The sequence below is a fragment of the Streptomyces sp. NPDC028635 genome (genome assembly GCF_040637635.1).
Lineage (GTDB): Bacteria > Actinomycetota > Actinomycetes > Streptomycetales > Streptomycetaceae > Streptomyces.
In genome coordinates, this window is record NZ_JBEZWX010000046.1 from 1 (window position 1) to 26878 (window position 26878).

Below are 26878 nucleotides of genomic sequence, written 5' to 3' on the forward strand. Positions count from 1 at the left end.
GTCGCGGGCGGACCCGCGCCCGCCCCCCTCCGGCGCCCGGACGGTGCCGCGGCGGCCCGCGCCCCCCGCCCCCGCCGCCGGCCGGGCCGACCGACCTACGGAGGGACCTCGCTCTGATGAGCAAGTACGCCATCGTCGGCCTGTCCTGTCTCTTCCCGGGCGCCCGCACCCCCGCCGAGTTCTGGCAGAACCTGCGCAACGGGGCGGACGCCCGCCGGGAGGGCGGTGACGAGATCTTCGGCGCAACGCCCCTGGACGCCGACCTCGACCCGCAGCACCGCATCTACTGCCGCCGCGGCGGCTTCATCACCGACTTCGCATTCGACCCCACCGGCTACCGCCTCGACCCCGAGCAGCTCACCCCCCTCGACCGGATATTCCACTGGTCGATGCACACCGCGCGCGAGGCACTGCGGGACAGCGGCTACGACGCCCGGCCCGAGACCCTCGCCCGCACCGCGCTGATCCTCGGCAACTACTCCTTCCCCACCCCGACCTCGGCCCGGATCAGCGTCCCCCTGGCCCGGGAAGCGGTGCTGGAGGGGCTGCGCCGGGCCGGGCTGCCCGCACTGGCCGGGCTCCCGGAAAGCGCCCCGCTGGTCGACCCCGCCCTGCTGCGCGGTGAGCACCTGCGCGTCAGCGGCTCCCCGGCCGCCGTCACCGCCGCCGCGCTCGGCCTCGGCGGCCCGCGCTACGCCTTGGACGCGGCCTGCTCCTCCGCGCTGTACGCGCTCAAGCTGGCCTGCGCCCACCTCGCCACCGGCCAGGTGGACCTGGTGCTGGCCGGCGGCGTCTGCGCCCCCGACCCCACCCTCATCCACCTCTCCTTCAGCGACCTGCACGCCTACCCGGAGAGCGGCTTCAGCCAGCCCTTCGACGACCGCTCCGAGGGCATCCTCACCGGTCAGGGCGCGGGGATGCTCGCCGTGAAGAGGCTCTCCGACGCGCTGCGGGACGGCGACCGCATCCACGCCGTCATCGACGGCATCGGCCTGAGCAACGACGGCAGCGGACGCCACCTGCTCGTCCCGCAGGGCGGCGGCCAGCTCACCTCCTACGAACTCGCCTACGCCGAGGCCGGCGTGGACCCGTCCGCCATCGACTACCTCGAGTGCCACGCCACCGGCACCCCCCTCGGTGACGCCACCGAGGCCGAGTCCGTGGCCGCCTTCTTCGGCCGCCACGGCAAGGTCCCGCTGATCGGCTCGGTCAAGGGCAACATCGGGCACCTGCTCACCGTCGCCGGACTGAGCAGCATGCTGAAGGTGATCCTGGCCATGGACGAGGGCCACATCCCGCCCACGATCGGCGTCGAGCAGCCGGTGCGCTCGAGTGACGGACGGGTGGGTCAGGAGGTGCTGGTCCGCGAGGGCCGGCCGTGGCCCGAAGGGGTGGGTCCGCTGCGTGCGGCCGTCTCCGCGTTCGGCTTCGGCGGCACCAACGCGCACGTCGTGCTGTCCGCGCCCGAGGCCGCGGAGACCTGGGAACCCGTCGAGGAGGCCCCGGCCGAGCCGCCCGCGCTGGACATCGTCGGCCTGGGCGCGCACTTCGGCCCGCTCGAAGGCGTGGACGCCCTGGAACGGGCCGTCCACGCGGGCTCGGACGCCTTCGGGCCGCTGCCCGAGCGCCGCTGGCGCGGCCTGGAGCAGACCGGCGGCGGCACCCTGGAACAGGCCGGCCTGACCGCGGAGTCCGTGCCGCACGGCGCCTACGTCGACGGGGTGGACGTCGACCCCGTCGACCACAAGATCCCGCCCGCCGACCTGCGCACCTACAACCCGCAGCACGCGCTGGCCACCCAGGTCGCCGACGAGGCGCTGCGCGACGCCGGGTACAGCCGGGCCGTACCGCCGGGAGCGAGCGCGCCCGAGCCGCGGCGGATCGCGGTGGTGGTGGCGATGGAGCTGGAACCGTACACCCACGCCCGGCTCACCCGGTACACGCTCGGGACCTTCCTGCGGGAGCAGTTCGACGCCGCGGGCGTGGAGCTGACCGAGGAGCAGCTCGCCGCGATCGCGGCAGCGGGCCGCGACGCGGTCGTGCCGCCGATCGTGGCCAACGAAGTGCTCAGCTACATCGGCAACGTGATGGCCAGCCGGATCTCCTCGCTGTGGAACCTCACCGGTCCGTCCTTCACCGTCTCGGCGGAGGGTTCGGGGACGGCGGAGGCCCTGGAGGTCGCCCGGCTGCTGCTGCTCGACCCGGGCATCGAGGCGGTGCTGATCGGCGCGGTCGACATGACCGGCTCCGCCGAGCACCTGCTGCTGCACCCCGACGCGGTCTCCGAGGCGGGCCTGACCTTCGCCGACGGAGCCGGCGGGGTGCGGATCGGTGAAGGCGCCGGCGCGGTCGTCGTCACCCGCAGCGGCGAGGCGCACGGCCGGCGCGTCTACGCCCGGCTCGACGCCCTGGCCGTCGGCACGGCCACGGCCCGCGACGGCGCCGTACCGCAGGCGGACGCCGACACGTTGGCCGCCACCGCGCAGGCCGCCCTCGAGGCCGCCGGGATCCGCGCCGCCGAGGTCGGCTATGTCGAGGCCGACGCGGCGGGCACCACCGGCGAGGACGAAGCCGAACTGGCCGCCCTGGCACGCGTGTACCGCGCATCCGCGGCGGACGCCACCGCCGAGGAGGAGCGGGCCCCGGCCGGGCCCGTCGACCCGACGCGCGTCGTCGCCCTCGGCAGCGTCAAGGCACAGCTCGGCGACGCGGGCTGCGCCGCCGGGATGGCCGGGCTGATCCGCACCGTGCTCTGCCTGCACGGCGGCTACCTGCCCGGGACCACCGGATGGCAGCGCCCGGCCCCCGAGTACGTCGACGGCTTCGCCGGTTCCGCGCTGTACGTGCCGGAGCGGTCGCGGCCCTGGCTGCGCGACTCGCGCCACGCCAGGCGGTACGCCGCCGTCAGCATGGTGGGCTCGCAGGGCGGCTGCGCCCATCTGGTGCTCTCCGCGGACGGGACCCGGGGGCGCGCGGTGGACGGCGACTGGCAGCGGGCCGAGGGCCCGGTCCTGCTGGCGCTCTCCGCCGCGAGCCTGGACGGCCTGCTGGCCTCCGTCGAGCGGCACCGCGGCCTGCTGGACGAGGGAGCCGACCCGCTGGCGCTGGCCCGTGCCGCCGCCCGCGAACTCCCCGGCGCCCCCCTGCGCGTGGTCCTCGTCGGCCGCGACCGGGACGACCTGCTCCGCCAGCTGGAGCTCGCCGCCCGGGACATCCCCGGCGCGCACGCCGCCGGCGGCGAGTGGGCCACCCCGGCCGGCTCCTACTTCACCGCCCGCCCGATCGGCCCCGAGGGCAAGGTCGCGCTGGTCTACCCCGGCGCGTTCAACTCCTACCCGGGTCTCGGCCAGGACCTGTTCCGCGCCTTCCCCGGCCTGCTCGAGCACTTCGAGGCGCAGGCCGAGGAACCCGCCCGGCAGCTGCGCTCCGCCCTGCTCTACCCGCGCACCCAGGTGACGCCGGGACGGCGGGAGCTGATGGAGCTGGAGTCCGCTCTTGGCGAGGACGTGCCGTTCATGCTGGCCACCGGCACCAGCTTCGCCATCCTCTACACCCACCTGGTGAGAGACGTCCTGGGCGTCACCGCGCACGGCGGGTTCGGCTACAGCCTGGGTGAGTCGAGCATGCTCTTCGCCACCGGCGGCTGGGCCGCCGAGGGCCGCCGGGACGATCTGATCAGCAACACGCCGATCTTCCGTGACCGGCTGGTCGGCGCCCGCCGCACCGTGCGCGAACTGTGGCAGGACATCCCGGCCGAGACCCCCGCCAAGGACCTGTGGGCCTCGCACGTCCTGCTCACCGACGAGCACACCGCGCAGAGCGCGCTCGCGCGCTACGACCGGGTGTTCCTCACCCACGTCAACACGCCCGGCGAGCTGGTGATCGCGGGTGACCCCGCGCAGTGCCGCGCGCTGATCGAGGAACTGGGCTGCCCGGCGGCCCGCTCGCCGGTCAGCGTGGTGATGCACTGCCCGGTGGTCGACGCCGAACTCGACGGCCTGGCCGGGCTGAACAACTACCCGACCGGCTCCCTCGAGGGCCTGGAGCTGTTCTCCGCCTACGACTACCAGGAGCTGCCCGGCCTGGACCGGGAACGGATCGCCCGGCGCATCGCGCACACCCTGCGCTCCACCATCGACTTCCCGCGCCTGATCCGCACCGCCTACGACCGGGGCTACCGCTACTTCATCGAGGTCGGTCCCGGCGCCACCTGCTCGCGCTGGGTGCGCGACACCCTCGGCGAGCAAGCGCACGTCGCGGTCTGCGTGGACCGGCGCGGTGTGCCGGCCACCAAGTCGATCGCCCAGCTGGTCGCCCGGCTGGTCGGACACGGCCTGCCGGTGGACCTCGGCGCGCTGCTCGGCGCGGGGACCGAGGCCCCGGCGGTCGTTCCCGCCCGGCGCACCACCCGGTTCCGGGTGGGCGGCGGCGACCCCGTACCGGAGCGGGTGGCCCGTGAGGTGCGTGCCGTCGCTCCATCGGTCGGACTGCTGACGGACCGTCAGCCGGTGGCCCGGCCGGTCACCGCATCGGTGGCCGGGCCGCATCCCGCGTCCCAGCCGGCCCCCGTGGCCGCCGCCGCGTCCCAGTCGACCCCCGTGCCCGCCACCGCGTCCGGGTCGGCCCCTGCGCCCGGCGCCGCGTCCAGCCCCTCGGCGCTGCCCGCTGCCGCGTCCAGGCCCTCACCGGTGCCTGCCGCCGCGTCCGGACTGACCGCCGCGTCCGGGCAGGCCGCCGTGCCCGGGCCGGCCGCCGTGCCCGACGCCGGGTCCGAGCCGTCCCTCGCGCCCCCCGTCGTTTCCGCCGCAGGACCCGCCTCCGCCCCCGTCCCGTCCACCGCACCGGAGGAATCCGAGCTCATGCCCGCCGACCCGACTGTCGCGGACCCCGAGGCCATCGTCTTCGACGGCGACCCGATCGCCTTCCTTCCGTGGGCGCCGGCGAGCCCGGCGCCGGCCGCCCCCGCCGTCCCCGCCCTCACGGACCCGCACACCGCCACCGCGGTCCCCGTCCCCGCCGCCGCGCCCGCCGCGTCGTCCGGCCCCGCCGCTCCCGTGGACCCCAGCGACGCCGGCACGTCCGCCGCGGACCTGGTCCGCGAGTTGCGTCAGCAGATGGTCGCCACCCACTCGGTGGTGATGGAGACCCAGCGCGTCCTGCAGAACGCCACCCTCAGCCGCGCCGAGTCGCTGCTCTCCGGACAGCCGACCCCGGCGCAGCCGGCCCCGGCACAGACCCCGCAGGCCCCGGCCGCCTTCCTGCACCGCGCGAGCGCACCCCGGCCCCCCGCCGTGCCCGCGTCCGAGCCCGCCCCGGCGCTCCCGGCCGCCGCGCCCCTCTCCGCGGGGCCCGCCGAAGCCGCCGCACCGCCCGTCACGGCCGCGCCGGCCGGTCCCGCCGCGTCCGGAGGCGGCGCCCCGCTGGAGGGCGTGATCTGGGACGAGGACGCGCTGCTGGAGTTCGCCACCGGCTCCGTGGCCAAGGTGTTCGGGCCCTCGTTCGCGGCGATCGACGCCTACGCCAAGCGGGTGCGGCTGCCCGCACCGCCGTACCACTTCGTCACCCGGGTGACGAAGCTGGACGCGACGACCGGCACCTTCGGACCCGCCACCATCACCACCGAGTACGACATCCCCGAGGACGCCTGGTACCTGGTCGACGGGGGCGCGCCGCCGGCCGTCACCGTCGAGGCCGGCCAGTGCGACCTGCTGCTGGTCAGCTATCTCGGCATCGACTTCCGCAACAAGGGCGAGCGGGTCTACCGCCTGCTGGACAGCTCCCTGACCTTCCGCGGCGGTCTGCCGCGCGCCGGTCAGACGCTGCGCTACGACATCTCCATCGACCGCTTCGTGCACAACGGCGACACGACGCTCTTCTTCTTCAGCTACGACTGCTACGCCGACGGCGAGCTGATCCTCGAACTGCGGGACGCCTGCGCCGGGTTCTTCAGCAAGGAGGAGCTGGCCACCCCGCTCGGTGTCGTCATCACCGACCGTGAGCGCGCCGAACGCGCCGCCTTGACCCAGGGCTACTTCAAGCCGCTCGCCCGCACCGACAAGACGCTGCTCACCGCCGCCGACCTGGAGCTGCTCGCGCAGGGCCGGCCCGGTGAGGTCTTCGGGCCCGAGCACGCCCAGGACGAGGGCCTCAACCCGGCGCTGCGGCTGCCGGACGCGATGCTGCGGATGGTGGACGAGGTGACCGTGGACCGCCTCGGCGGCCCGCGCGGCCTCGGCAAGCTCACCGCCGTCAAGCGACTCCAGCCGGACGCCTGGTACTTCACCTGCCACTTCCCCGACGACCCGGTGCTGGCCGGCTCGCTGGTCGCCGAAGGCGCGGTGCAGCTGCTCCAGACGTACCTGCTCTACCTGGGCATGCACCTCACGCTGCCGGACGCCCGCTTCCAGACCGTCACCGATGAGCGGATCGACGTCCAGGTGCGCGGACAGGTCACCCCGGAGCACTCGGAGATCCGCTACGAGGTCGAGATCATGGACATCACGCTGCTGCCGCGGCCGACCGTGATGGCCGACATCCTCGTCTACCTGGGCGACAAGCCGGTCATCAAGATGCGCAACCTCGGTCTGCAGGTGCGGGAGAAGGACGGCACGCCGTACCGCCCGGAGGCCGGGGGAGTGCCCGCCTTCCTGGGCCGCCGCAACCGCAGCGGCGAGCCCGCGATGATCAACGAGCTGCACCTGGCGCACGCCGCCAAGGGCCTGCTGGACATGGCGATGGGCCCGGAGTTCGAGATCTACCGCAGCAGCCGCGCGCCCTACATCCCCAACGGCGACTTCCAGTTCGTGGACCGCGTGATGTCGCTCAAGGGCACCCGCGGTGATCTGGGCCCCGGCTCGGAGATGGTCACCGAGTACGACTCGCCCGAGGACGCCTGGTACTACCGGCAGAACTCCTACCCGCACATGCCCAACTGCGTGTACATGGAGACCTCGCTGCAGGCGGCCATCTTCCTCGGCTACTACCTCGGCGCCACACTGAAGGACCCCGAGCAGCAGTACGCCATCCGCAACCTGGACGGCCGGGCCACCCTGGTCAAGGACGTCGACCTGCGCGGCAAGACCATCCGCCACCACTCCAAGCTGCTGATGACCAGCGCCGTCTCCGGCGCCGTCCTGCAGAACTTCTCCTACGAACTGTCCGCGGACGGCGAGGTCTTCTACACCGGCGAGTCCCTCTTCGGCTACTTCAGCGAGGCCGCGCTGGCCAACCAGGTCGGCCTGGACAACGGCAGCTACGTCGCGCCCTGGATCGAGCAGGAGCAGGTCGCCGCCGCGCGGGTGCGCCGGATCGAACTGCCCGCCGACGCCCCCGCGTTCACCGACCCGGCCGGCGGGCATCTGCACCTGCCCGGCGACCACTTCCACCTGGTGGACCACGTCGACCTGGTCACCGACGGCGGCCGGCACGGCGCGGGCTATCTGCACGGCCTGCGCACGGTGCGCGACGACGAGTGGTACTTCGACTGCCACTTCCACCGCGACCCGGTGATGCCCGGCTCGCTCGGCGTGGAGGCCGTGCTCCAGGCCATGCGGCTGTTCGTGCTGGAACAGGGCCTGGCCGAGGGCATCGAGAACCCGCGCTTCGCGATGGCCACCGATGTGGAGATGAGCTGGAAGTACCGCGGCCAGATCCTGCGCGGCGACGGCGAACTCCGCTTCGACGTGCACATCAAGGAGGTGCGGCGGGAAGCGGACCGGCTGCTGCTGATCGCCGACGCCGACCTGTGGAAGCCGGGTCTGCGCATCTACGAGCTCACCGACGCGGCCATCGAGGTTCGCTCCGCCCCCGACCACGCCTGAACCAGCCGAGGAGCTGCGCTTCCCATGTCCACCACGCACCCCCAGACCCCGTTGCGCTGGTACGGCGACGGCCTTCCCAGCACCGACCCGGCCGGCGTGTACCAGGTCCTCGCCGACCTCGACAATCCCTGCTTCGTCGTCGCCACCCCGCAGGGGCCCGGCGCCGTCTCCGGCGGCACCGCCGCCCCCGCCGGCCAGGGCCCGCAGCTGCTGGCCGCGGCCGCCCCGCTGCCCCCGCACCGGCTGGGCTCGTCCGCCTTCACCGCCGCCCACGGCGTACGGCAGCCCTACATGGCCGGTGCCATGGCGGGCGGCATCGCCTCCGCCGACCTGGTGATCGCCCTGGCCCGGGAGGGCTTCCTGGCGTCCTTCGGAGCGGCCGGGCTGCTGCCCGAGACGATCGAGAAGGCGCTGCTGCGGTTCGCCGCCGAGATCCCCGGCCTGCCCTACGCCGTCAACCTGATCCACAGCCCCAGCGAGGACCGGCTGGAACGCGAGGCCGTGGAGCTGTTCCTGCGGCACGGCGTGCGCTGCGTCGAGGCGTCCGCCTACATGGGCCTCACCCCGCATGTGGTGCGCTATCGCCTGGCGGGACTGCGGCGGGACGAGGCCGGGCGGATCGTCGCGGGCAACCGGCTGATCGCCAAGATCTCCCGCCCGGAGACCGCCGAGCGCTTCATGCGCCCCGCTCCCGCCGCCACGGTCAGCGCCCTGCTGGAGCAGGGACTGATCACCGCCGAACAGGCGTCCCTCGCCCACCACGTCCCGCTGGCCGACGACATCACGGTCGAGGCCGACTCGGGCGGCCACACCGACCGCCGTCCGCTGCCCGCGCTGCTGCCGTCCATCCTGCGGCTGCGCGACCACGTCCAGCGCGAGCACCGCTACCCCGTCCCCATCCGGGTCGGCGCGGCCGGCGGCCTCGGCACCCCGGTCGCGGTGGCGGCGGCCTTCGCGACGGGCGCGGCCTACGTCGTCACCGGCTCGGTCAACCAGTCCTGTCTGGAGTCCGGGGCGTCCCCGGTCGCCAAGGCGATGCTCGCCGAGGCCGGCATCGCGGACTGCGAGATGGCCCCGGCCGCCGACATGTTCGAGATGGGCGTCGACCTCCAGGTGCTCAAGAAGGGCACCCTGTTCCCGATGCGCGCCCGCCGCCTCTACCAGCTCTACCAGGCCCACGACGGCCTGGAGGCGCTGCCCCCGGCCGAGCGCGCCCGGCTGGAGCAGCAGATCTTCCGCCGCCCGCTGGAGGACGTCTGGCAGGACTGCGTCGCCTACTTCGAGCGCCGCGACCCCGAACAGCTCACCCGCGCCGCGGGCAGCCCCAAGCGCCGGATGGCCCTGGTCTTCCGCTGGTACCTGGGCATGGCCTCGCGCTGGGCGGTGACCGGGCAGGAGGACCGGGCGCAGGACTACCAGATCTGGTGCGGACCGGCCATGGGCTCCTTCAACGACTGGGCCACCGGCAGCTATCTGAAGAACCCCAGCAACCGCAGGGTCGCGGACGTCGCCCACCACCTGATGCGCGGCGCCGCCTTCCACACCCGTCTGGCCCAGCTGCGTCTGGCGGGCGTGCACATCCCGGCCGGCGCCGCCGACTACCGCCCCGTCCCGCTGGAGACCCCCGCCGGCGCCGCCCCCACGGCAGGTGCCCGATGAGCGGCGCCCTGACCCCCGAGACGCTGGAGGAACTGCTCGGCGACCCGGCCGACCCGGCCAACCCGTTCGGGTACGCCGCCGCCGTCGCCCACGACGAGGCGAACGCCTCGCCCGAGCGGCTGAACGAGGTGCTGCGCGACACCGGCTTCCACCTCAACTACCTGCCGGAGCGGTGGGGCGGAACGTTCCGGACCTTCGACCGCAGCCTCACCCTGGTCCGTGCGGCGGCCCGCCGGGACGTCAGGATCATGCCCGGCACCATGTTCAGCATCATCGCCGCCACCTGCCTCCAGCTGCACGGCACGACGGAGCAGCAGGAGCGGGTGGCACGCATCCTGCGGGACGGCGGCGCCGTCGCCTTCGCGCTCACCGAAGCCGACCACGGCAGCGACCTGCTCGCCGGACAGGTGCGGCTCGACCCGGACGGACTCCTGCACGGCGAGAAGTGGCTGGTCGGCAACGGCCTGCGGGCCCAGGCCGTCTACGTCGTCGCCCGCACCGGCGCCCGCGGCCCGGGTGCCTTCACCTCCTTCCTGCTGGATCTGACCGATGGATCCGTGGACGACGACGACCTGACCCGGCTGCCGGCGCCGCCGATCACCGGCATGCGGGGCATCGACCTGGCCACGCTGCGTTTCGACGCCCTCGCGGTGCCGTGGGACGCGCAGGTCGGCAAGGAGGGCGAGGGCCTGGACGTCGCCATCCGGGCGCAGCAGGCGGTGCGGCTGATGAGCATGGCGGGTTCCCTCGGCATCGCCGACACCGCCCTGCGGCTCACTCTCGGCTTCACCGCCGAACGCCGCTTCGGCCGTACGGCACTGTCCGCGACGCCGTACGCGGCACGGGAGGTGGCGACCGCCTCCGCCGCGCTGCTGGCCGCGGACGCGGTGGCGCTGAGTGCCGCCCGCGGCGTGCACGTGGTGCCGGAGGCGTTCAGCGTCTGGGGCCCGGCCGCCAAACACCTGGTCGCCGAGGCCACCGAGGACGCCCTGCGCCACTGCGGCACCGTGCTGGCCACCCGCTCGGTGCTGCGCGAACAGGCCCCCGGCGACGGGGTGTTCCAGAAGCTGCAGCGCGACTCCGCCGTCGTCCGGGTGATCGACGCCAGCCCGTACGCCAACCTGCGCTCCTACAGCGGCCAACTGCCCACCCTGCTCACCACCACAGACACGCCCGCACCCGAGACCCTGCGCCGCGTCTTCGCCCTGGACGCCGAGCTGCCGCCCTACGAGCCCGGCCGCCTCGACCTCATCGCACGCGGGGTCGACCCCGTCCTGGGCGGACTGCCCACCGTGGCCGGCCCTGCCCGTGCGGCCCTGGACGACGACACCTCGGACCTCGTCGCCCGCCTCGCCGAGGCCGTCGCCGGCCTGCCGCACGAGGCGGAGGCCGCACGGCGCCCCGGCGCGGAGCCCAACGCCCTCGCCGACCTCGCCGAGCGCTACGCCTGGCTGCACGGCGCCGCCGCCTGCGTCCACCTGTGGTGGGCCAACCGCGAACGCCCGCTGTACGGCGGCGCACCCGGCGCCACCGGCTGGCTGCGCGCCACCCTCGCCTACCTGCTGGCCCGCGCCGACGGCACCGACCCCCGGCGGAACGGCCCGCACCTGCTGCCCGCCCTCGACGTCCTCGCCGCGCTGCGCGAGCGGGACGAGCTCTTCACCGCCACCCCCGTCCGTCTCGCGGCGACACCTCAGGAGGCCGCCGATGCCCACGCCTGACCTCAGCGCACTGGCCGCCCGGCTGGAGGAGTTCCTCGGCTCCGCGCACGACCCGGCCGGCCGCACGCCGTACGCCCCGATCACCCAGCCGGACGAGCGGGTGCCCTTCCCGGACAAGGCCGTCCAGATGCTGCGCTGCTGGGGGCTGCCGGACTACGGGCTCTCCCACGACCGGCCCGCTCTCTCCGTCCCCCTCGGCGACGCCCCGGGAGGCCGCTGATGCCCCAGCACGACCTGACCGAACTGGCCGCGCGGCTGGAGGAGTTCCTCGGCTGCCCGCACGACCCGGCCGGCCGGATGCCGTACGCCAGGATCATGGAGCTCGACGAACGGGAGTCCTACCCGTACGAGTTCGTGCAGATGCTGCGCGGCTGGGGTGTGCCCGAGTACGCCCTGCCCGGCGAGCAGGGCGGCCGCGCGGGCGACGTGGAGGCCGAGTTCAACCTCGTCCGGCTCATCGCCCGGCGCGACCCGGCCACCGCCACCGCGCTGATCATCACCAACCTGGCCTTCATGCCGGTGTGGATCGCCGGCACCGACGAACAGAAGCGCCGCATCGTCGAGGCCGTCAAGCGCGGCCACCGGCTCTCCTGGGGCCTGTCCGAACGCGCCTTCGGCAGCGACCTGCTGGCCAACGCCATGACCGCGACCAAGGTGGACGGCGGTTACCTGCTCACCGGCGAGAAGTGGCTCATCGGCAACGCCACCTGGTCGGACGGCATGGTGGTCTTCGCCCGCACCAGTGAGCGCGGCGGCACCGGCGGCTTCTCCGTCTTCGTGCTGGACAAGCGCACCGCTCCGGTCGGCAGCGTCCAGGAGCTGCCCGGCGAGCGCCTGCACGGCCTGCGCGCCATGGACATCAGCGGGCTGCGGGTGGAGGGCGTCTTCGTACCCGACGAGGCCCGGCTCGGCGCCGAGGGCCAGGGGCTGGAGACCGCGCTGAAGGCCACCCAGACCGCCCGGGCCCAGATCAGCAGCATCGCGCTGTCCGCCGTGGACACCGGCCTGCGGCTCACCCTGGACTTCACCGAGGGCCGCGTCATCCTCGGCCAGGCCGTCAGCGACATCCCCTACAGCCGCCGTCAGCTGACCGAGGCCTTCGCCGACCTGCTGGTGGCCGACGCGGTCAGCCTGGGCGCGGTGCGCGGGCTGCAGGTGACACCGCAGCAGGTCAGCGTCTCCTCCTCGGTGGTGAAGTACTTCGTGCCGACCCTGCTGGAACGCACCATGTCCCAGCTCGCCGTGGTGCTCGGCGCCCGCTTCTTCCTGCGCGCCCACCCGCACTACGGCGTTTTCCAGAAGATGCTCCGCGACCTGCTGGTGGCCAACTTCGCCGACGGCAACACGGTCGTCAACCTGCGCAACCTCGGCCACCAGTTGCAGCCCCTGCTCAGCACGGCGCTGAACGCCGACGAACAGCTGCGGGCCGAGGCGGTCGGCAACGCGGCCGTGCTGTACGGCATCGACCGGTCCATGCCGCCCTACCAGCCCTGGCTGCAGGAGCTGTTCAGCCGCGGCCGGGACGACACCGTGCTGGCCGCGCCGGACGCCGTCGCCCGGCTGCGCGCCCTCGCCCAGGACGCCAAGGAGGACGACCAGCGCGACTGGCTGGTCCGGGCCGCCGACACCGCCGGGGAACTGCTCGGCCACACCGGCTCGCTCGCCGAGCGGTGCGAGCGCCTGCGCGCCGAACTGGGCCGCGCCTACGGCCAGTCGGCGGAATTGTTCGACCTGGCCAAGGAGTACTGCGTGGTGCACGCCGCCGCCGCGTGCGTGCTCACCTTCGTGCACTCGCACGAGGCCCTGGACGAGCCGCTGCCCAACGCCGCCGTGCTGCTGCTCCAGCTGGAGCGGCTGCGCCGGCACCTGCGGCCGCACGAGGCCGTCACCGACCGGGCCGTCGTGGACGAGGTGATGCGGGTGCTGCGGCACTTCCACCGCGAGGAGCGGCTCTTCTCGCACTGGCAGTTCCCGCTCGCCGCGCGCGCCGTCGACCCGGACGCCGTCCGCCACTGACCCGAGGAGGACACCGGCGTGAGCACGCTCCGCGCCCCGGGCGCGTTGGTCCCGCCCTCCCGCGGCCCGGTGAACGCCGGGCCGGCCGTCCCGTCGCCCGCGCCGACCTCCGACCCGGCCGTCCTGTGGCTGCTGCCCGAGCGCGCGGTGGACGGCTTCGCCGGCGCGCTCGGCGGCCCGCGCCTGCTCACCGAGGAGGAACGCGCCCGCCTGCGACGGCTGCGCGGCGAGGGCGCGCGCCGCCGCTTCCTGGGCGCACGGATGCTGGCCCGCTACGCGCTCAGCGCGCGCAGCGGGCGGCCCGTGCACACCTGGCGCTTCCGGGCCGGCCCCTGGGGCCGGCCCGAGCCCGAACCCCCGTGCGGGGGGCTGCGGTTCAACCTCTCGCACACCGAGGGCCTGATCGCGTGCGTGGTCACCAGTGGCCGCGCCTGCGGGGTGGACGTCGAGTGCGCGCCCGCCTCGCCGGACGCGGTCACCCACCTCGTACCGCACCTGGCCGACACCGAACGCGCCGAACTGGCAAGCCTGCCGCCGGCGGCCCGTGCCGACCGGCTCAGCGAGCTGTGGGTGCTGAAGGAGGCGTACCTCAAGGCCCTCGGTACCGGGATCACCCGGGACCTGGCCGGCTTCACCTTCACCGCCCCGTCCGCCGGGCCGATCACCGTGCACGACCCCTGCCGGCCGCCCGGGGCGGGTCGGACCTGGTCGTTCGACCTGCTGCGCCCCGCACCCGGATACGTGCTCGCCGTCGCCGCCGAGCACGGCCGGCCGGGCGACCTGCACCGTGTCGACCTGGCCGACCTCGCCGATCTGCCCGCCGCCTGATCACCCGTCCGTTTCACAGTGAGGACCACCATGGCACCCGACCACACCCCGCGCGTCGCCGTCATCGGCGCGGGCGTCTCCGGCATCTCCGCCGCCTACCACCTGCGTGACCGCGCCCGGATCACCCTCTTCGAGCGGGAGGACCGGCTCGGCGGCCACGCGAACACCGTCGAGGTCGAGGAGAACGGCCGCGTCCTCGGGATCGACACCGCCTTCGTCGTCTTCAACCGCCCCGCCTACCCCAACCTCTACGGCTTCTTCGACGAGCTGGGCGTGGACGCGGTGGAACACCTCGGCGGCTTCAACTTCTTCGACCTGGACTCCGGCCTGGAGTACGGCACCGAGGAACTCGACCTCGGCGAGGACGAGGTGCGGGCCCGCTACGCCGGCTCCCCGGAGTTCCTCACCATCTGGCGCGAGGCCCGCCGCTTCCACACCGAGGGCCGCCGCGACTTCCTGCGCCGCCGCACCGACATCCCGCTCGGCGAGTACCTGGACCGCGGCGGCTACAGCCAGGAGTTCCGGCACTCCTACGTCATCCTGCTCTGCTCCGCCGTGTGGTCCGTGCCCGCGGAGCTGATCTGGGAGATCCCCGCCTCCACGGTGATCGCCTTCTACATGGGCCACGACGAGGGCGGCCTGGGCGGACGCCGGGTGGACTGGCGCACCGTGGGCGGCGGCTCCATCTCCTACGTCCGCAAGGCGATCGCCGCGATCGGCCCCGAGATCCGCACCGGCGAGCCGGTCACCGGCGTCCGCCAGGAAGCGGACGGCGTCGTGGTGACCACCGCCGCCGGCAGCGAGCGCTTCGACTACGCCGTCATCGGCGCGCACGCGGACGAGGCGCTGGCGATGCTGGACAACCCCACCGAGCGGCAGCGGACCGTCCTCGGCACCGTGCGCTACAACTCCTCCGACGTGGTGCTGCACACCGACGACTCGGTGATGCCCGCCGACCGCGAGCGCTGGGAGGCGTGGAACTACGGGAAGGTCTCGGCGGACGGCCGGGCGCACACCTACGTCGCGTACTACATGAACAAGCTGCACGGCTTCACCGCCGAGCAGGACTACTTCGTCACCCTGGACTACCCGCGCGAGGTCCGTCCCGAGACGGTCATCGCCCGCTTCCCCTACACCCACCCGATCATCGACAACCAGGTCCGGGAGCTGCAGAAGGACATCTACGACGTCAACGAGGGCACCCGGGTCAAGCTCTGCGGCTCCTACTTCCACTCCCGCAAGCTGGGCTGGGACCAGATCGGCTCGCACGAGGCCGGCTTCTCCTCGGGCGCCGAGGCGGCCCACCGGCTGCTGGCGGAACTCGACGGCCCCGGCGCCTGAGTCTCACTCCTGGTGGCGCTGTGCGGACTCGTGCTCCTGGGCGAGCCTGCGCAGCGCCATCAGGGCGGGCTCCAGCAAGGTGGTGAGGACGACGGCGCGCTCGGCCAGCTCCAGCGGGTCCGTCACCCCCTCCAGATGGTCGAGGTCGAGCCGTGCGGTCTCCTCGGCGAGGCGGGCGTAGGGCAGCAGGGCGTGCCAGTCCAGGGCCATCCCGAACTGCTGGAGGCTGGCCAGCGTCTCCGCCAGCACCCCACGGGCCGGGGCATGGCTGTGCACCTGCCAGCCCAGCTCCTTCAGCAGGGCGTCCACCGCGGCCGGGTGCTCGGACTCCCCGGCGGGCTCCTCCGGGAGGCGGATCGCGCCGAGGGCCAGACCGAGCACCAGGTGGGGATGGGACTGCTCCTCGGACAGCGCCCCCAGCACCTGCCGGGTGGCCTCCACGGAGAGCCCGCGCACCCCGATCAGGGCCCGGATCAGCCGCAGCCGGCGCAGGTGCTGCTCGTCGTAGTCGGCCTGGGTGGCCGAGGTGTGGCGGCCGGCGGGCAGCAGCTCCTCCCGGATGTAGTACTTGATCGTCGGCACCGACACCCCACTCTTCCGGCTGAGTTCGGAGATCCGCATCGGTCCTGTCTCCTTCTGTTCATTCGATAGCTCCACTGTCTATAGTGGATAGCGACAGTATCCATAGTGACACTATCCATTATGCCCGTCGGCGGCTTCCGCAGGTAGGCCCCTCTCAGGAAGAGCACCGTCATGCCCACACTTCCCTGGACCACCCCGAACGAGCCGCAGCCCGGCGTCACCACCGCCCTGGTGATGGCCTCGCGCCTGGAGGTGCGCTCCCTCAAGGACGTGCCGCGGTTCTTCCTCCAGTCGCTGGCCGCCTGGAAGCAGGTGCGCGGCGCGCAGGGCGCCCTCGGCGCCTCGCTGATCGCCGACCCGCTGCGCCGCACCTTCTGGACCCTGTCCGCCTGGGAGAGCCGGGAGCAGCTCTACGCCTACGCCAAGGCGGAGCCGCACCACACGATCGTGAAGGGCCTGCGCTCCACCATGCGCCGGTCCGTCTTCACCTTCTGGGAAGTCCCCGTCGGCGAGCTGCCGATCACCTGGGCGGACGCCAAGCGCCGCATCGCCGAGCAGCAGGCCGCCGAGGCCCGCTCCTGAACCCCGTCACCACCGACCGATCCGTTCCCTTCGCCGTCCCCTGACGAACCGCCGAGGAGAGAGACCCCCCATGCCCAAGCCCGATATCCGGTCGGCGCCGCTGTGGCTGTCGATCGTGGCCTCCAGCGTCCCGATGTTCATGGTCGCGCTGGACAACCTGGTCGTCTCGACCGCCCTGCACACCCTGTCCGTAGAGCTCGACGCCTCCACGCAGGACCTGCAGTGGTTCGTCAACGCGTACGTGCTCAGCTTCGCCTGCCTGCTGCTCACCGCCGCGGCGCTCGGTGACCGCTTCGGCCGCCGCCGGGTCTTCGTCCTCGGCATCACCCTGTTCACCGTCGCCTCCGTCTTCTGCGGCCTCGCCACCACCAGCGGCGAGCTGATCGCCGCCCGGGCCGTCCAGGGCGTCGGCGGCGCGGCCGTGATGCCACTCTCCCTGACCCTGCTGTCCCAGGCCGTCCCGGCCAACAAGCGCGGCCTGGCCCTCGGCCTGTGGTCCGGCATCAGCGGCCTGGCCGTCGCCATGGGCCCGGTCGTCGGCGGCGCCGTGGTGGACGGCCTGGACTGGAAGTGGATCTTCTGGGTCAACGTGCCGGTGGGCATCGTGGCCGTCCCGCTCATCCGCTTCGTCCTGCGCGAGAGCCGGCTGGAGGGCGTGGGCCTCGACCTGCCGGGCATGCTGCTCGCCGCGGCAGCCCTGTTCGCCGTGGTCTGGGGCATCGTGCACGCCTCCGACGACGGCTGGACCTCCGGCACCGTGCTCGGCGCGTTCGCCGCCGGGGTCGTCCTGCTGGTCCTCTTCCTGCTCTGGGAGCGCCGCGCCGCACAGCCGATGCTGCCGCTGTCCTTCTACCGGGTGCGCGCCTTCACGCTCACCAACGTCGTCTCCGCCAGCATGTACTTCGGCGTCTTCGGCTCGCTCTTCCTGCTCGCCCAGTACCTGCAGATCGCCCCGCCGCGCACCCCCTTCGAGGCGGGCGTGCGCACCCTCGCCTGGACCCTGATGCCGATGTTCGTCGCGCCCGTCGCGGGTGTGCTGACCAACAAGGTCGGCGGCGGCCGGCTCATGGCCTTCGGCCTCTTCCTCCAGGGCGTCGGCCTGGCCTGGATCAACCTGGTCGCCGACACCGACACCGCCTACGGGACCCTGGTCGCACCGATGGTCGTCGCCGGCATCGGCATGGGCTTCGTCTTCGCGCCCACCGCGGCCGTGGTGCTCGGCTCGGTCGCCCAGGAGCACGCGGGCAAGGCCTCCGGCGCCAACACCACCGTCCGCGAGGTGGGCGGCGCGCTCGGCATCGCCGTACTGAGCACCGTCTTCGCCAATCACGGCAGCGCCGCGTCGCCCTCGGACTTCGTCGACGGCATGCACCCGGCCGTGTGGGTGGGCGTCGGCGTCGTCCTCGCCGGCGCGCTGTGCGCGCTGGGCATCCCGCGCCGGCCGCAGCCCGCCGACACCCCGGCCGCCGGGCCCGAGGCGGCCGCCCCCGACGCGGACCGCACCGCGGCCGCCACCGCCTGACCGCCCATCCCAGACCGGCGCGGGTGCCCGAATCCCCCGCGGGCACCCGCGCCACCCGTGCCAGGAGAAGGAAGCCATGGAACCCTCACTCGAAGGCTGGGACATCGCCCACGTCGACGGCGACGACACGCTCCCGTGGATCCCCTGGGGCACCCAGGGCAAAGCGAGAGCCAGGATCGCCGCCCGCGCGGACGGCTACCACGTCGCCATCGTGGAGGCCGAGCCCGGCTACCGGACGGAGCCGCACGTGCACCGGCACGCCGAGTTCCTCTACGTCATCGAGGGAACCTGCAGCAACCAGGGCCGCACCATGACCCGCGGTGACGTCTTCGCCGCCGCCGCGGGCTCCGCCCACACCCACTTCGTCGCGGAAACGCCCCTGAGGTACGTCTCGATCTTCAAAACCGAGGGTGACGAAGACAAGAGCTGACACAGCGCTTTCGGCACCCTCACCGAACCGAGGATTCCCATGATCGTCGAATCGTCGTCCGACAGTGCCCGCAAGACCTTCTTCCGCGTCCTGGGGCCGTTGCGAGTCTGTTCCGGCACACGGGAGGCAGCCCTCCCCGAAAGCCGCCAACTGATCGTCCTGGCCGTGCTGGTGACCGAGGTCAACAAGGCCGTCCCGCTCGGCAGGCTGGTCGACGCGGTGTGGGGCGACACCCCGCCGGTCACCGCGGACAAACAGATACAGACCTGTGTGTGGCGGGTCCGCAAGGCCCTCGTCCAGGCCGGGTCCCGGGCCGACCTCATCGAGACGGTCCGCGGCGGCTACCTGCTGCGGCTGCCCGACGGATCCGTCGACACCCAGCTCTTCGAGCAGCTCAGGGAGCGCGGCCGGCTGCGGGCCCGGGCCGGCGACCCGGTGGGCGCCGTCGCCGACTACCGCGCCGCTCTGGCGCTGTTCCGGGGAGAGCCGCTGGCCGGGCTCGCGAGCCGGGCGCTCGAGCCGGTCGCCGCGTACTGGGCCGAGCGCCGGCTCACGCTGCTGGAGGAGTGCTTCGACGTCGAACTCGCCCTCGGTCACCACCGGGAACTGGTCGGCGAACTGAGCCTGCTGGTCGACGAGCACCCGTTACGCGAGCAGCTGCGCTGGCACCTGATGACGGCGCTCTATCTGTCCGACCGCCGGGCCGACGCCCTCGCGGTCTACCACGCGGGCCGGGCCGCACTGATCAGCCATGTCGGCCTCGACCCCTGCGCGCGCCTCCAGGAACTGCACCAGCGGATCATCGCCGGCGACCCGGTCCCGGTGCCCGAGGCCGTCGCGTACCCGGGGCCCGCCCTGCGGGGCGTGTCCTGAGCGACGCCTCGCGTCACCGGGCACCGGCGGCCGCCGCCTGCCCGGCCTGCTGCCCGGCGTGCTCCCCTTCCTGCTCCCCGGCCTGTACGAGCTCGGCCGCGAGCGTCTCCAGCGCCTGCCGGAGCACATCGACGGCCTTCGCGTACTCGGCGAGATCGATGTGCTCCCGGTCGGTGTGATCGAGAGCGGAGTCGCCCGGACCGTACACGGCCATCGGCACGTTCCAGTGCGGCTCGACGATGTTGAGGTCGGCCGTACCGGTCTTGAGCTTCAGCGTCGGACGCGCGCCCTGAGCCCGTATCGCGGAGCACAGGGCGCGCACCGCGGCCCCCCGGGTGTCGACGCGCACCGCCGGGGTCCGGTCGTCGATCTCCAGCACGGCGTCGCCGGCCGCGTCGGTCAGGAACCGCTCGAACGCCTCCAGGTCGAACCCCGGGGGAGTGCGGCAGGCGATGGTCATCCTCGCCTCCTCGATCGTGCCGCCCATCTCCGTCAGCGTCGGGATGGGCCGGTCGAAGGCACGGGTGCCCGCCGTGTGCGCCGCGCAGTAGCCGGCCACCTCGTTCCAGAAGGCGACGGCCGCCTCGGACGCCTTCTCCTCGGGGCTCGCCGTGTGCACGGCGGGCCGGCGCACGGCGTACCGCACCACGACCCGCCCCTTGTACCCGATGCCGACACCGGACCACCCGTTGGGCTCCCCGACGAAAGCGGCGTCGGGCCGGTGCCCCTGGAGAAGGTGCGTCGCACCCCGCCCGAAGGTCTCCTCCTCGACCACCCCCGCGACCACCAGGCGCACGGGGCCCACCTCGGCGGCCGCGGCCGCGCAGATCATGGTGGCCAGCGGTCCCTTGGCGTCCACCGTGCCACGCCCGTACAGGACGGTGCCCTCCCGCCGCACCTCGAGGGGGCTCGGCACGGTGTCCATGTGGCCGATGAGCATGATGGTCGGGCCGGAGGCCGGCCCGCGCGCGGCGATGACGTTGCCGACCTCGTCGAGGTGCGTCTCGAACCCCCACTCCCGCAGCTCCCCGGCGAGGAAGGCGGCCAGCTCCGCCTCCTCGCCCGACGGCGACGCGATGCCCACCATGCGGTGCAGCAGCGACTCGGCACGTGTACTCATCAACACTCCTTGCGGGGAAGGGACATGCGGGCGTTCACAGCGAGGAGGGCCGGCGGGACCCCCGGACGAACGTCGTGCCGGTGCCCGCCCGGGCGGCGAGCACCGGGGAGTCCAGGCGGCCGTCGGCGAGCACGACGTGCGCCACCCCGGCCCGGAAGGCCTCACCCGCGCTGCGCAGCTTCACCTTCATGCGCCCGCCCGTGCCGTCCAGGTAGGTGCCCAGCTCCTCGTCGGGCACCTCGGCGACCAGGCTGGCCGGATCCGAGGGATCGCGCAGCAGCCCGGGCACGTTGGACAGGATGATCAGCCAGTCGGCCGCCAGGGCCACCGCGAGCCGTGCGGCGAACCGGTCGGCGTCGACGTTGAGCATGCCGTTGTCCGGGTCCCGTGCCGGAGGCGACAGCACGGGGACGTAGCCGCCGTCCAGCAGGGTCAGCAGGAGATGCGGATCCACCTGCTGGACGCGCCCGGAGAAGTCGTCCCGGACGACCCGCTCGACCCCGTCGACCACGGCTCTGGCCGGCGGGGTCCTGCGGGCGGTGACCAGGGATCCGTCGATCCCCGACAGACCGACGGGACGCAGTCCCGCGCCGGCCAGCTCCCCGAGCAGTCTCGGTTTGACGCGGCCGAGCATCGCCATGACCAGCGCGTCCAGCGCGGCGGCGTCGGTGTAGCGGCTGTGCCGGCCGTTCGGCGCGGTCAGGGTGCGCACCGGCCGGCCGAGTTCGGCGGCGAGCCGGTCGGCCTCGGCGCCGCCGCCGTGCACGACGACCACCTCGCCGCCCTGCCGAACGAGGTGGGCGATGTCGGCACAGGCGCGGGCCATCTCCGCGCCGAGCGAACCGCCCACCTTGATCACGAACCGCTCAGGCCGGGTGGAGCCCGGCGAAGCGCAGTCCCGCGGTCTCGTCATGGCCGGCGGCGATGTTGAAGCACTGGACGGCATTGCCGGCACCTCCCTTCACCAGGTTGTCGATGGCCGCCACGACGATGAGGTGATCTCCCTCCGCGTTGAGCGACAGGCCGATGTCGCAGTAGTTGGTGCCGCTGAGGATCTTCGGCTCCGGCATCCGGCGCAGGGCGGACCGCTCCCTGACCAGCCGTACGAACGGCTCGTCCTGGTAGGCCGCGCGGTAGAGCGCCCACAGCTCGCGCTCGGTGACGGCCCGGGACGGGGTGATGTGGCAGGCCACCTGGATGCCGCGCACCGCCTCGATGCCGGTCACCGTCATGTGCACGGGTACGCCGCAGGCCTGCTCGATCTCCGCGGTGTGCCGGTGACCGTGCGGCTTGGCCATGCGCAGGGCACCGCTGCGCTCGGGATGGTGGCTTCCCTCGTCGGGGGTCCTGCCGCCGCCGCTGGAGCCGGTACGGGCGTCGACCAGGGCCGTGCCCGCGACCAGGCCCGCCGCGGCGAGCGGATGCAGGGCGAGGATGGCGGCGTTGGCCATGCAGCCCGGCACCGCGATGTGGGTGGCCCCGCGCAGCCGCTCGCGGTGCAGTTCGGGGATGCCCGGCTGGAACCGCTCCAGCCAGGACTCCTCCGGTGCGGCGCCGGCGTAGAAGCGTTCCCGGCGGGCGCTGTCGCGGAGCCGGAAGTCGGCGCTCAGGTCCACCACCCTCGGCGCCAGCGCGGACCAGCTGCCGATGTTCTTCGCCGACGCGCCGTGCGGCACCGCGAGGAAGACGACGTCGGACTCCGACAGGTCCTCCTCGGCCACGAAGGACAGGTCGCTCTGGCCGCGCAGATTGGGATGCGCGGCACTGAGCGGACGCCCGCGAAGGCGCGTCGAGGTGGCCTGGGCCAGCTCCACGTGCGGATGCTGCAGCAGCAGCCGGACGAGTTCCCCGCCGATGTAGCCGCCGGCGCCGATCACCGAGGCTCTCACGCGACCACCGTTTCCAGGACGTGGCCGACGAGCAGGTCGGCGATGTCCAGTCCGGTGGCCGAACCGAGCCCGTGGAACTCCATGGTGTGGTTGACCTCGGTGACCAGGACCTCGCCGTCGGAGCGTTCGATCAGGTCGACCGCGAGCATGCCGCCGCCGACCGCCTCCGCGGCCCGCAGCGCGAGCTTGGCCAGCTCCGGAGTGACCTCGCAGCGCTCCGTGGCCGCGCCACGCGCCGTGTTGGTGATCCAGTGCTCCGACCTGCGGTAGACGGCCGCGACGACCTGGTCACCGAGCACGATGGCCCGTATGTCACGGCCCGGCTTGTCGATGAGTTCCTGGACATAGAAGACCGAGTGCACCGGTGAACGCAGCGCCTGCTTGTGCTCGACGAGCGTTTCCGCCGCGTCCCGGTCGTTGACCTTCGACAGCAGCCGCCCCCACGAGCCGACGGCGGGCTTGACCACCGCCGGGTACCCGATCTCCTCGATGGCCCGCAGCGCCGCGTCGGGGGTCACCGCCACCACCGTCCGCGGGGTCGGCAACCCGGCGCGCACCAGCGCCAGCGACGTGAGGATCTTGTCGCCGCAGACCTCGATGACGCCGCTCGGGTTGAGGACCTGATGGCCCGTCGCCTCGAAGAGCCGCGCCGCGTAGACGCTGCGCGTGTGCGACATGATCCGGTTCACCACACCCCGGTACCGCACCGGCGGCGCCGCGTGGAGGTCGCTGATCAGCGTACGGTCGTCGATCGACACGTACGGGACACCGCGTCGCTCGAGGGCGGCGAAGATCTGCCGCTCCTCGAGACGGACGCGGGTGGTCAGGACGGCCAGGAGGCCGTCCTGCGACACACTCGTGGTCACCCGTTACTCCCCGAAGTCTTCCTCGATCTCCGGAGCGAGCGCGAACTCGACCGGGTCCAGGCAGATGATCTCCAGCTCCACCTGGCAGCCCGGGCAGACGACGATCGACGTCACGCGCAGGTCCGGAGCCGTCGGTACGGTCGCGGTGCACTCCGGGCAGGTGTTCGTGGTGGCGGTGGTCATGACGCGCTCTCCTTCGTGGTGTGAGGGTGGTGCACGGATGTCGTGCGGGGCCGGCCGTCCAGGACGGCCAGGGCGGCGGCGACGACGTGGTCGGCGCTGACGCCGGCGGCGCGGAGCTGGGTGCGGTGGTCGCCCGGCCGGGAGGCGAAGGCGTCACTCACCCCGACGCGCAGCACCCGGGCCGGCCGGTGTTCGGCGACGGCCTCGGCGACCGCGCCGCCCAGCCCGCCGAGCACCGAGTGGTCCTCGACGGTCACGATGCCGGCGGTGCTGTCGGCGGCCCGCACCACCGCCTCGACGTCGAGGGGCTTGATGGTGTGCATGTTCAGCACCGCCGCCTCCACGCCCTGTCCGGCGAGCCGGTCGGCCGCCTCCAGCGCGAAGAGGACGGGGTGGGAACCGGCCGCGATGATCGTCAGGTCGCCGCCGGTGCGCAGCTTGGCCGCCCGGCCGACGGTGAAGCCGGCGTTGCCGCGGCGGACCGGGTCGGTCGGACCGCGGCCGAGCCGGATGTACACCGGACCGGGCAGGTAGGCCGCGGCGTTGACCATCCGCACCGTCTCCTCGGCGTCCGCGGGCGTCATCACCGTCATGTGCGGCAGCGACCGCATCACGGCGAGGTCCTGCTGGGCGTGGTGGGTCGGCCCCAGATGGCCCGCGGACAGGCCGGAATGCGTGGCGACGATACGGACCGGCAGCCGGTGGTAGGCGATGTCGATCTTGACTTGTTCCAGGGCCCGCGCGGAGGCGAAGGCGGCCATGGTGTTGACGAAGGGCAGCAGGCCGGTGCTGGCCAGAGCCGCCCCGACGGACATCAGGTTGGCCTCGGCGATCCCGAGGTCCACGTACTGCTCCGGCAGGACGGCCTCGAACTGCTTCTCCAGCCCGCCCATGTCCGAGTCCAGGCACCAGATCCGCCGGTCCGCCTGCGCCAGTTCGAGCAGGGTGGCGCGGTAGGCGGCCCGGTCGGAGCCGTCCTGCCGCGGGTCGGCGGCCGGCCGCGCCGTGCCCACCCCGCTCAGCGTGCCGCTCATGAGGAGGCTCGCAGGGCGGCGAGCGCTCGCTCGTACGCCGCCTCACCGAGCTTGGCGAAGTGGACCTGCTTGCGGTGCTCCAGATGGCGCACCCCGCGGCCCTTGACCGTCTCCGCGATCAGCATGGTCGGGCGCCCCGGAACCGGGACGGACCGCAGCGCCGGAACCAGTTCGGCGAAGTCGTGGCCGTTCACCTCGGCCACCTGCCAGCCGAAGGCCCGCCACTTGTCGGCGAGGGGCTCCAGCCCCATCCGGCCCTCGGTCGGACCGCTGATCTGCAGACGGTTGCGGTCCACCACCGCGGTCAGGTTGTCCAGCCCCAGGTGGGCGGCCGCCATCGCCGCCTCCCACACCGACCCCTCCTGCAGCTCGCCGTCGCCCATCAGGGTGAACACCCGGTTGGGCCGTCCGGCCCGGCGGGCGGCCAGGGCCAGTCCGGTGGCCAGCGACAGACCGTGGCCGAGCGACCCGGTGGCGAACTCCACGCCCGGCACCGCGGGTGTCGGGTGCGCCATCAGCCGCCCGGTGGCGCTGCCGTAGGTGTCCAGCTCGGCGGGGGCCAGGTACCCGCGCTCGGCGAGCGTCGCGTACAACGCGGCGCTGGCGTGGCCCTTGCTGAGCACGAAGTGGTCGCGCCCCGCCCAGTCCGGCTCGTCCGGGCGCACCCGCATGACCCCGAAGTACAGGGCCACGAGGATGTCGGTCGCGGACAGGGAACCGCCCACGTGCGTGCCGATCGCACCGGCACCGATCTTGAGCACGTGCTCGCGGACCGTCATCGCCCGGGAGCGCAGGTCGTCCCAGCGCGCGGCCTCGTCCGTGACCGCCTCGGCGATCTGGAGGCTCACGCCGGCACACCGACCTTCCGGCCGTGGCCCTTGACGGCGGCCCACGGCGGCTCGTAGTCGAGGCCGCGCGCGAAGCGGGCGATGACGTCGAGGTTCTCCCAGACCCGCTCGAAGGCGGTCGCGTACTCCTCCAGCGCGGGACCGGCGTCGGGGTTCAGGTGCATGCGTCGCAGGCAGAGGGAGTCCTCGATGACCTGGCAGGTCACGGGGTAGGCGGCCAGGTCGTACCGCTGCGGGTTGGCCCCGGGCAACGACCACGGAAGGCCGTTGCCGTAGGCGTTCTGCTCCTGGAACACCGGCTGACCGGGCAGCGGAATGATCTGATAGTGCGTCAGCGGCACACCCTCCGCGAGCAGCGCACGGCGCAGCGCCTGGCGGAACCGGCCCGGCGTGACCCCGTCCAGGCCCGCCGCCTGCGGGTCGAAGCGGAAGCGCAGCATGTGCCACATGTGGGTACGGTCGTCCGGGACGGGCGGGACGACGATGCCCGGCAGCGCCGCGAGCCGCGACAGGAAGACGGGGATGTTCTGCTCGCGGCGCACCTGGTAGTCCCAGAACCGGGCCAGCTGCGAGCGGGTGAACGCGGCCAGCACCGAGCTGAGCTTGAGGTTCGATCCGCGGGTGGCGGACACGTACAGCCGTTCCTCCGTGCTGAGGTCCTCGCCCAGGATGCGCAGGCTCCGGCAGCGCTCGGCGACGTCCTCGTCGTCGGTGACGATCAGGCCGCCCTCACCGCACGTCGGGATGGACTTCTCCACGTTGAGGCTGAACACCGAGGCGGCGCCCATGGAGCCGGCGGTCTCACCGCGGTACTTCCCGCCCTGCGCCTGCACGGCGTCCTCGACCACCAGCAGGTCGTACTTGCGCGCCAGGGCGCGGATCTCGTCCATGTCGGCGGGCAGGCCACCGAGATGGACCGGGACGATCGCCCGGGTACGGGACGTGATCTTCGCTTCGATCTGCCGCACGTCGATGTTGAACGTGACCGGGTCGATGTCGACGAAGACCGGGATCGCCAGCTGGTACAGCGGCGCCATCGCGGTCGCCACGTAGCTGAGGGCCGGCACGATCACCTCGTCGCCGGGCTGGAGGCCGAGGGCGGTCAGCGCCAGCTCCAGCGCCACGGTGCCGCTGTTGACGGCCACCGCGTAGCGGGTGTCGCAGAACTCGGCCCACTCCGTCTCGAGCCCGCTGATCTCCTGCTCGTTCTTCGCGCCGACCGTGAACTTGCGGCTGTCCAGGGCCCGCAGGACGGCGTCCTTGTCCTCCTGCGTCACCACCGGCCACTCCAGCCGCCGATGTTCCGGACGAACCACGGGCTTGCTGCCGAACATCGCCAGCTGCGCCTTCATGTCTCTCCCCTTGTGAGCGGAACAGGCCCCGCCTGCTCCCTGTCGCCGGAATGCATGAACCGGGACGGGTGCACCACAGTCCGTGCACGGCACGGTCAGCACCTCGATGTCGACGAGCCGTCCACGACGCCGTGGCCCCCCGGCCCTGAGGTGGACGCTAGGGCCGGTCGCTCTTGTCGTGTTCTCACGGTGATATCCGGCCACTCAATTCC

The 26878-nt window shown here is 73.3% G+C and carries 20 protein-coding genes; 11 read left to right on the forward strand and 9 right to left on the reverse strand.

Annotation, left to right across the window (positions count from 1 at the left end):
• Positions 1-116 precede the first annotated feature (116 nt).
• From AB0E88_RS31390 to AB0E88_RS31420, 7 genes are read left to right on the forward strand one after another with little or no spacing between them, the layout of a single operon-like run.
• Positions 117-7820, forward strand: coding sequence for a beta-ketoacyl synthase N-terminal-like domain-containing protein (locus AB0E88_RS31390; protein ID WP_361637700.1), 7704 nt, complete (start codon positions 117-119; stop codon positions 7818-7820).
• 24 nt (positions 7821-7844) lie between these two features.
• Positions 7845-9479, forward strand: coding sequence for a PfaD family polyunsaturated fatty acid/polyketide biosynthesis protein (locus AB0E88_RS31395; protein ID WP_361637702.1), 1635 nt, complete (start codon positions 7845-7847; stop codon positions 9477-9479).
• Entirely contained in the window at positions 9476-11200 is a 1725-nt protein-coding gene (locus tag AB0E88_RS31400) for an acyl-CoA dehydrogenase family protein (protein WP_361637704.1), read from the forward strand. Before AB0E88_RS31395 ends, AB0E88_RS31400 begins: the two co-directional genes overlap by 4 nt.
• The gene (locus tag AB0E88_RS31405; protein ID WP_361637705.1) at positions 11187-11420 is read left to right on the forward strand and encodes a hypothetical protein; all 234 of its coding nucleotides are present in this window, start codon (positions 11187-11189) and stop codon (positions 11418-11420) included. The genes AB0E88_RS31400 and AB0E88_RS31405 overlap by 14 nt, the downstream gene beginning before the upstream one ends.
• A complete protein-coding gene (locus AB0E88_RS31410; protein ID WP_361637706.1) occupies positions 11420-13216 on the forward strand; it encodes an acyl-CoA dehydrogenase family protein in 1797 nt (598 codons plus the stop codon). Before AB0E88_RS31405 ends, AB0E88_RS31410 begins: the two co-directional genes overlap by 1 nt.
• Before the next feature lie 18 nt (positions 13217-13234).
• A complete protein-coding gene (locus tag AB0E88_RS31415; RefSeq protein WP_361637708.1) occupies positions 13235-14044 on the forward strand; it encodes a 4'-phosphopantetheinyl transferase superfamily protein in 810 nt (269 codons plus the stop codon).
• Positions 14045-14074: 30 nt separating this feature from the next.
• Positions 14075-15385, forward strand: a complete 1311-nt coding sequence (locus AB0E88_RS31420) for an FAD-dependent oxidoreductase (RefSeq protein ID WP_361637710.1) — start codon at positions 14075-14077, stop codon at positions 15383-15385.
• A gap of 3 nt (positions 15386-15388) precedes the next feature.
• Here AB0E88_RS31420 and AB0E88_RS31425 read toward each other — a convergent pair whose 3' ends face one another.
• On the reverse strand, positions 15389-16006 hold the full coding sequence (locus AB0E88_RS31425; protein WP_361637711.1) for a MerR family transcriptional regulator: 618 nt from the start codon (positions 16004-16006) through the stop codon (positions 15389-15391).
• Positions 16007-16138: 132 nt separating this feature from the next.
• On the opposite strand from AB0E88_RS31425, the gene AB0E88_RS31430 reads away from it, so the two are divergent.
• From AB0E88_RS31430 to AB0E88_RS31445, 4 genes are all read left to right on the forward strand, one after another.
• A complete protein-coding gene (locus AB0E88_RS31430) occupies positions 16139-16549 on the forward strand; it encodes a DUF3291 domain-containing protein (RefSeq protein ID WP_361637713.1) in 411 nt (136 codons plus the stop codon).
• 70 nt (positions 16550-16619) lie between these two features.
• On the forward strand, positions 16620-18071 hold the full coding sequence (locus AB0E88_RS31435; RefSeq protein WP_361637715.1) for an MFS transporter: 1452 nt from the start codon (positions 16620-16622) through the stop codon (positions 18069-18071).
• A 76-nt stretch (positions 18072-18147) separates the two neighbouring features.
• On the forward strand, positions 18148-18501 hold the full coding sequence (locus tag AB0E88_RS31440; RefSeq protein ID WP_361637716.1) for a cupin domain-containing protein: 354 nt from the start codon (positions 18148-18150) through the stop codon (positions 18499-18501).
• Between the two features lie 39 nt (positions 18502-18540).
• Positions 18541-19374 (forward strand): AfsR/SARP family transcriptional regulator, encoded by an 834-nt coding sequence (locus AB0E88_RS31445; protein ID WP_361637718.1) that lies wholly within the window; start codon positions 18541-18543, stop codon positions 19372-19374.
• A gap of 13 nt (positions 19375-19387) precedes the next feature.
• Here the strand turns inward: AB0E88_RS31445 and AB0E88_RS31450 are convergent, their stop codons facing one another.
• The 8 genes from AB0E88_RS31450 to AB0E88_RS31485 are packed head-to-tail and all read right to left on the reverse strand — an operon-like array spanning position 19388 to position 26666.
• A complete protein-coding gene (locus AB0E88_RS31450) occupies positions 19388-20494 on the reverse strand; it encodes a [LysW]-lysine hydrolase (RefSeq protein ID WP_361637719.1) in 1107 nt (368 codons plus the stop codon).
• 34 nt (positions 20495-20528) lie between these two features.
• On the reverse strand, positions 20529-21407 hold the full coding sequence (locus tag AB0E88_RS31455) for a [LysW]-aminoadipate kinase (protein WP_361637721.1): 879 nt from the start codon (positions 21405-21407) through the stop codon (positions 20529-20531).
• Positions 21361-22383 carry an N-acetyl-gamma-glutamyl-phosphate reductase gene (argC, locus tag AB0E88_RS31460; protein WP_361637723.1) on the reverse strand — a complete coding sequence of 341 codons (1023 nt, stop codon included), beginning with the start codon at positions 22381-22383 and terminating at the stop codon, positions 21361-21363. Before argC ends, AB0E88_RS31455 begins: the two co-directional genes overlap by 47 nt.
• A complete protein-coding gene (lysX, locus tag AB0E88_RS31465; RefSeq protein WP_361637725.1) occupies positions 22380-23249 on the reverse strand; it encodes a lysine biosynthesis protein LysX in 870 nt (289 codons plus the stop codon). Before lysX ends, argC begins: the two co-directional genes overlap by 4 nt.
• A 3-nt stretch (positions 23250-23252) precedes the next feature.
• Positions 23253-23432, reverse strand: a complete 180-nt coding sequence (locus AB0E88_RS31470; RefSeq protein WP_361637726.1) for a lysine biosynthesis protein LysW — start codon at positions 23430-23432, stop codon at positions 23253-23255.
• Positions 23429-24466, reverse strand: coding sequence for a transketolase C-terminal domain-containing protein (locus AB0E88_RS31475; protein ID WP_361637728.1), 1038 nt, complete (start codon positions 24464-24466; stop codon positions 23429-23431). Before AB0E88_RS31475 ends, AB0E88_RS31470 begins: the two co-directional genes overlap by 4 nt.
• Positions 24463-25314: a transketolase gene (locus AB0E88_RS31480; RefSeq protein WP_361637730.1), complete on the reverse strand. Its 852-nt coding sequence runs from the start codon at positions 25312-25314 to the stop codon at positions 24463-24465. Before AB0E88_RS31480 ends, AB0E88_RS31475 begins: the two co-directional genes overlap by 4 nt.
• Entirely contained in the window at positions 25311-26666 is a 1356-nt protein-coding gene (locus AB0E88_RS31485; RefSeq protein ID WP_361637732.1) for a DegT/DnrJ/EryC1/StrS family aminotransferase, read from the reverse strand. Before AB0E88_RS31485 ends, AB0E88_RS31480 begins: the two co-directional genes overlap by 4 nt.
• Between the last annotated feature and the right edge of the window lie 212 nt (positions 26667-26878).

Coding starts and splice junctions, on each gene's coding strand:
- AB0E88_RS31390 (WP_361637700.1), top strand. CDS start 117: ATGAGCAAGTACGCCATCGTCGGCCTGTCCTGTCTCTTCCCGGGCGCC.
- AB0E88_RS31395 (WP_361637702.1), top strand. CDS start 7,845: ATGTCCACCACGCACCCCCAGACCCCGTTGCGCTGGTACGGCGACGGC.
- AB0E88_RS31400 (WP_361637704.1), top strand. CDS start 9,476: ATGAGCGGCGCCCTGACCCCCGAGACGCTGGAGGAACTGCTCGGCGAC.
- AB0E88_RS31405 (WP_361637705.1), top strand. CDS start 11,187: ATGCCCACGCCTGACCTCAGCGCACTGGCCGCCCGGCTGGAGGAGTTC.
- AB0E88_RS31410 (WP_361637706.1), top strand. CDS start 11,420: ATGCCCCAGCACGACCTGACCGAACTGGCCGCGCGGCTGGAGGAGTTC.
- AB0E88_RS31420 (WP_361637710.1), top strand. CDS start 14,075: ATGGCACCCGACCACACCCCGCGCGTCGCCGTCATCGGCGCGGGCGTC.
- AB0E88_RS31425 (WP_361637711.1), bottom strand. CDS start 16,006: ATGCGGATCTCCGAACTCAGCCGGAAGAGTGGGGTGTCGGTGCCGACG.
- AB0E88_RS31430 (WP_361637713.1), top strand. CDS start 16,139: ATGCCCACACTTCCCTGGACCACCCCGAACGAGCCGCAGCCCGGCGTC.
- AB0E88_RS31435 (WP_361637715.1), top strand. CDS start 16,620: ATGCCCAAGCCCGATATCCGGTCGGCGCCGCTGTGGCTGTCGATCGTG.
- AB0E88_RS31440 (WP_361637716.1), top strand. CDS start 18,148: ATGGAACCCTCACTCGAAGGCTGGGACATCGCCCACGTCGACGGCGAC.
- AB0E88_RS31445 (WP_361637718.1), top strand. CDS start 18,541: ATGATCGTCGAATCGTCGTCCGACAGTGCCCGCAAGACCTTCTTCCGC.
- AB0E88_RS31450 (WP_361637719.1), bottom strand. CDS start 20,494: ATGAGTACACGTGCCGAGTCGCTGCTGCACCGCATGGTGGGCATCGCG.
- AB0E88_RS31455 (WP_361637721.1), bottom strand. CDS start 21,407: ATGACGAGACCGCGGGACTGCGCTTCGCCGGGCTCCACCCGGCCTGAG.
- AB0E88_RS31470 (WP_361637726.1), bottom strand. CDS start 23,432: ATGACCACCGCCACCACGAACACCTGCCCGGAGTGCACCGCGACCGTA.
- AB0E88_RS31475 (WP_361637728.1), bottom strand. CDS start 24,466: ATGAGCGGCACGCTGAGCGGGGTGGGCACGGCGCGGCCGGCCGCCGAC.
- AB0E88_RS31485 (WP_361637732.1), bottom strand. CDS start 26,666: ATGAAGGCGCAGCTGGCGATGTTCGGCAGCAAGCCCGTGGTTCGTCCG.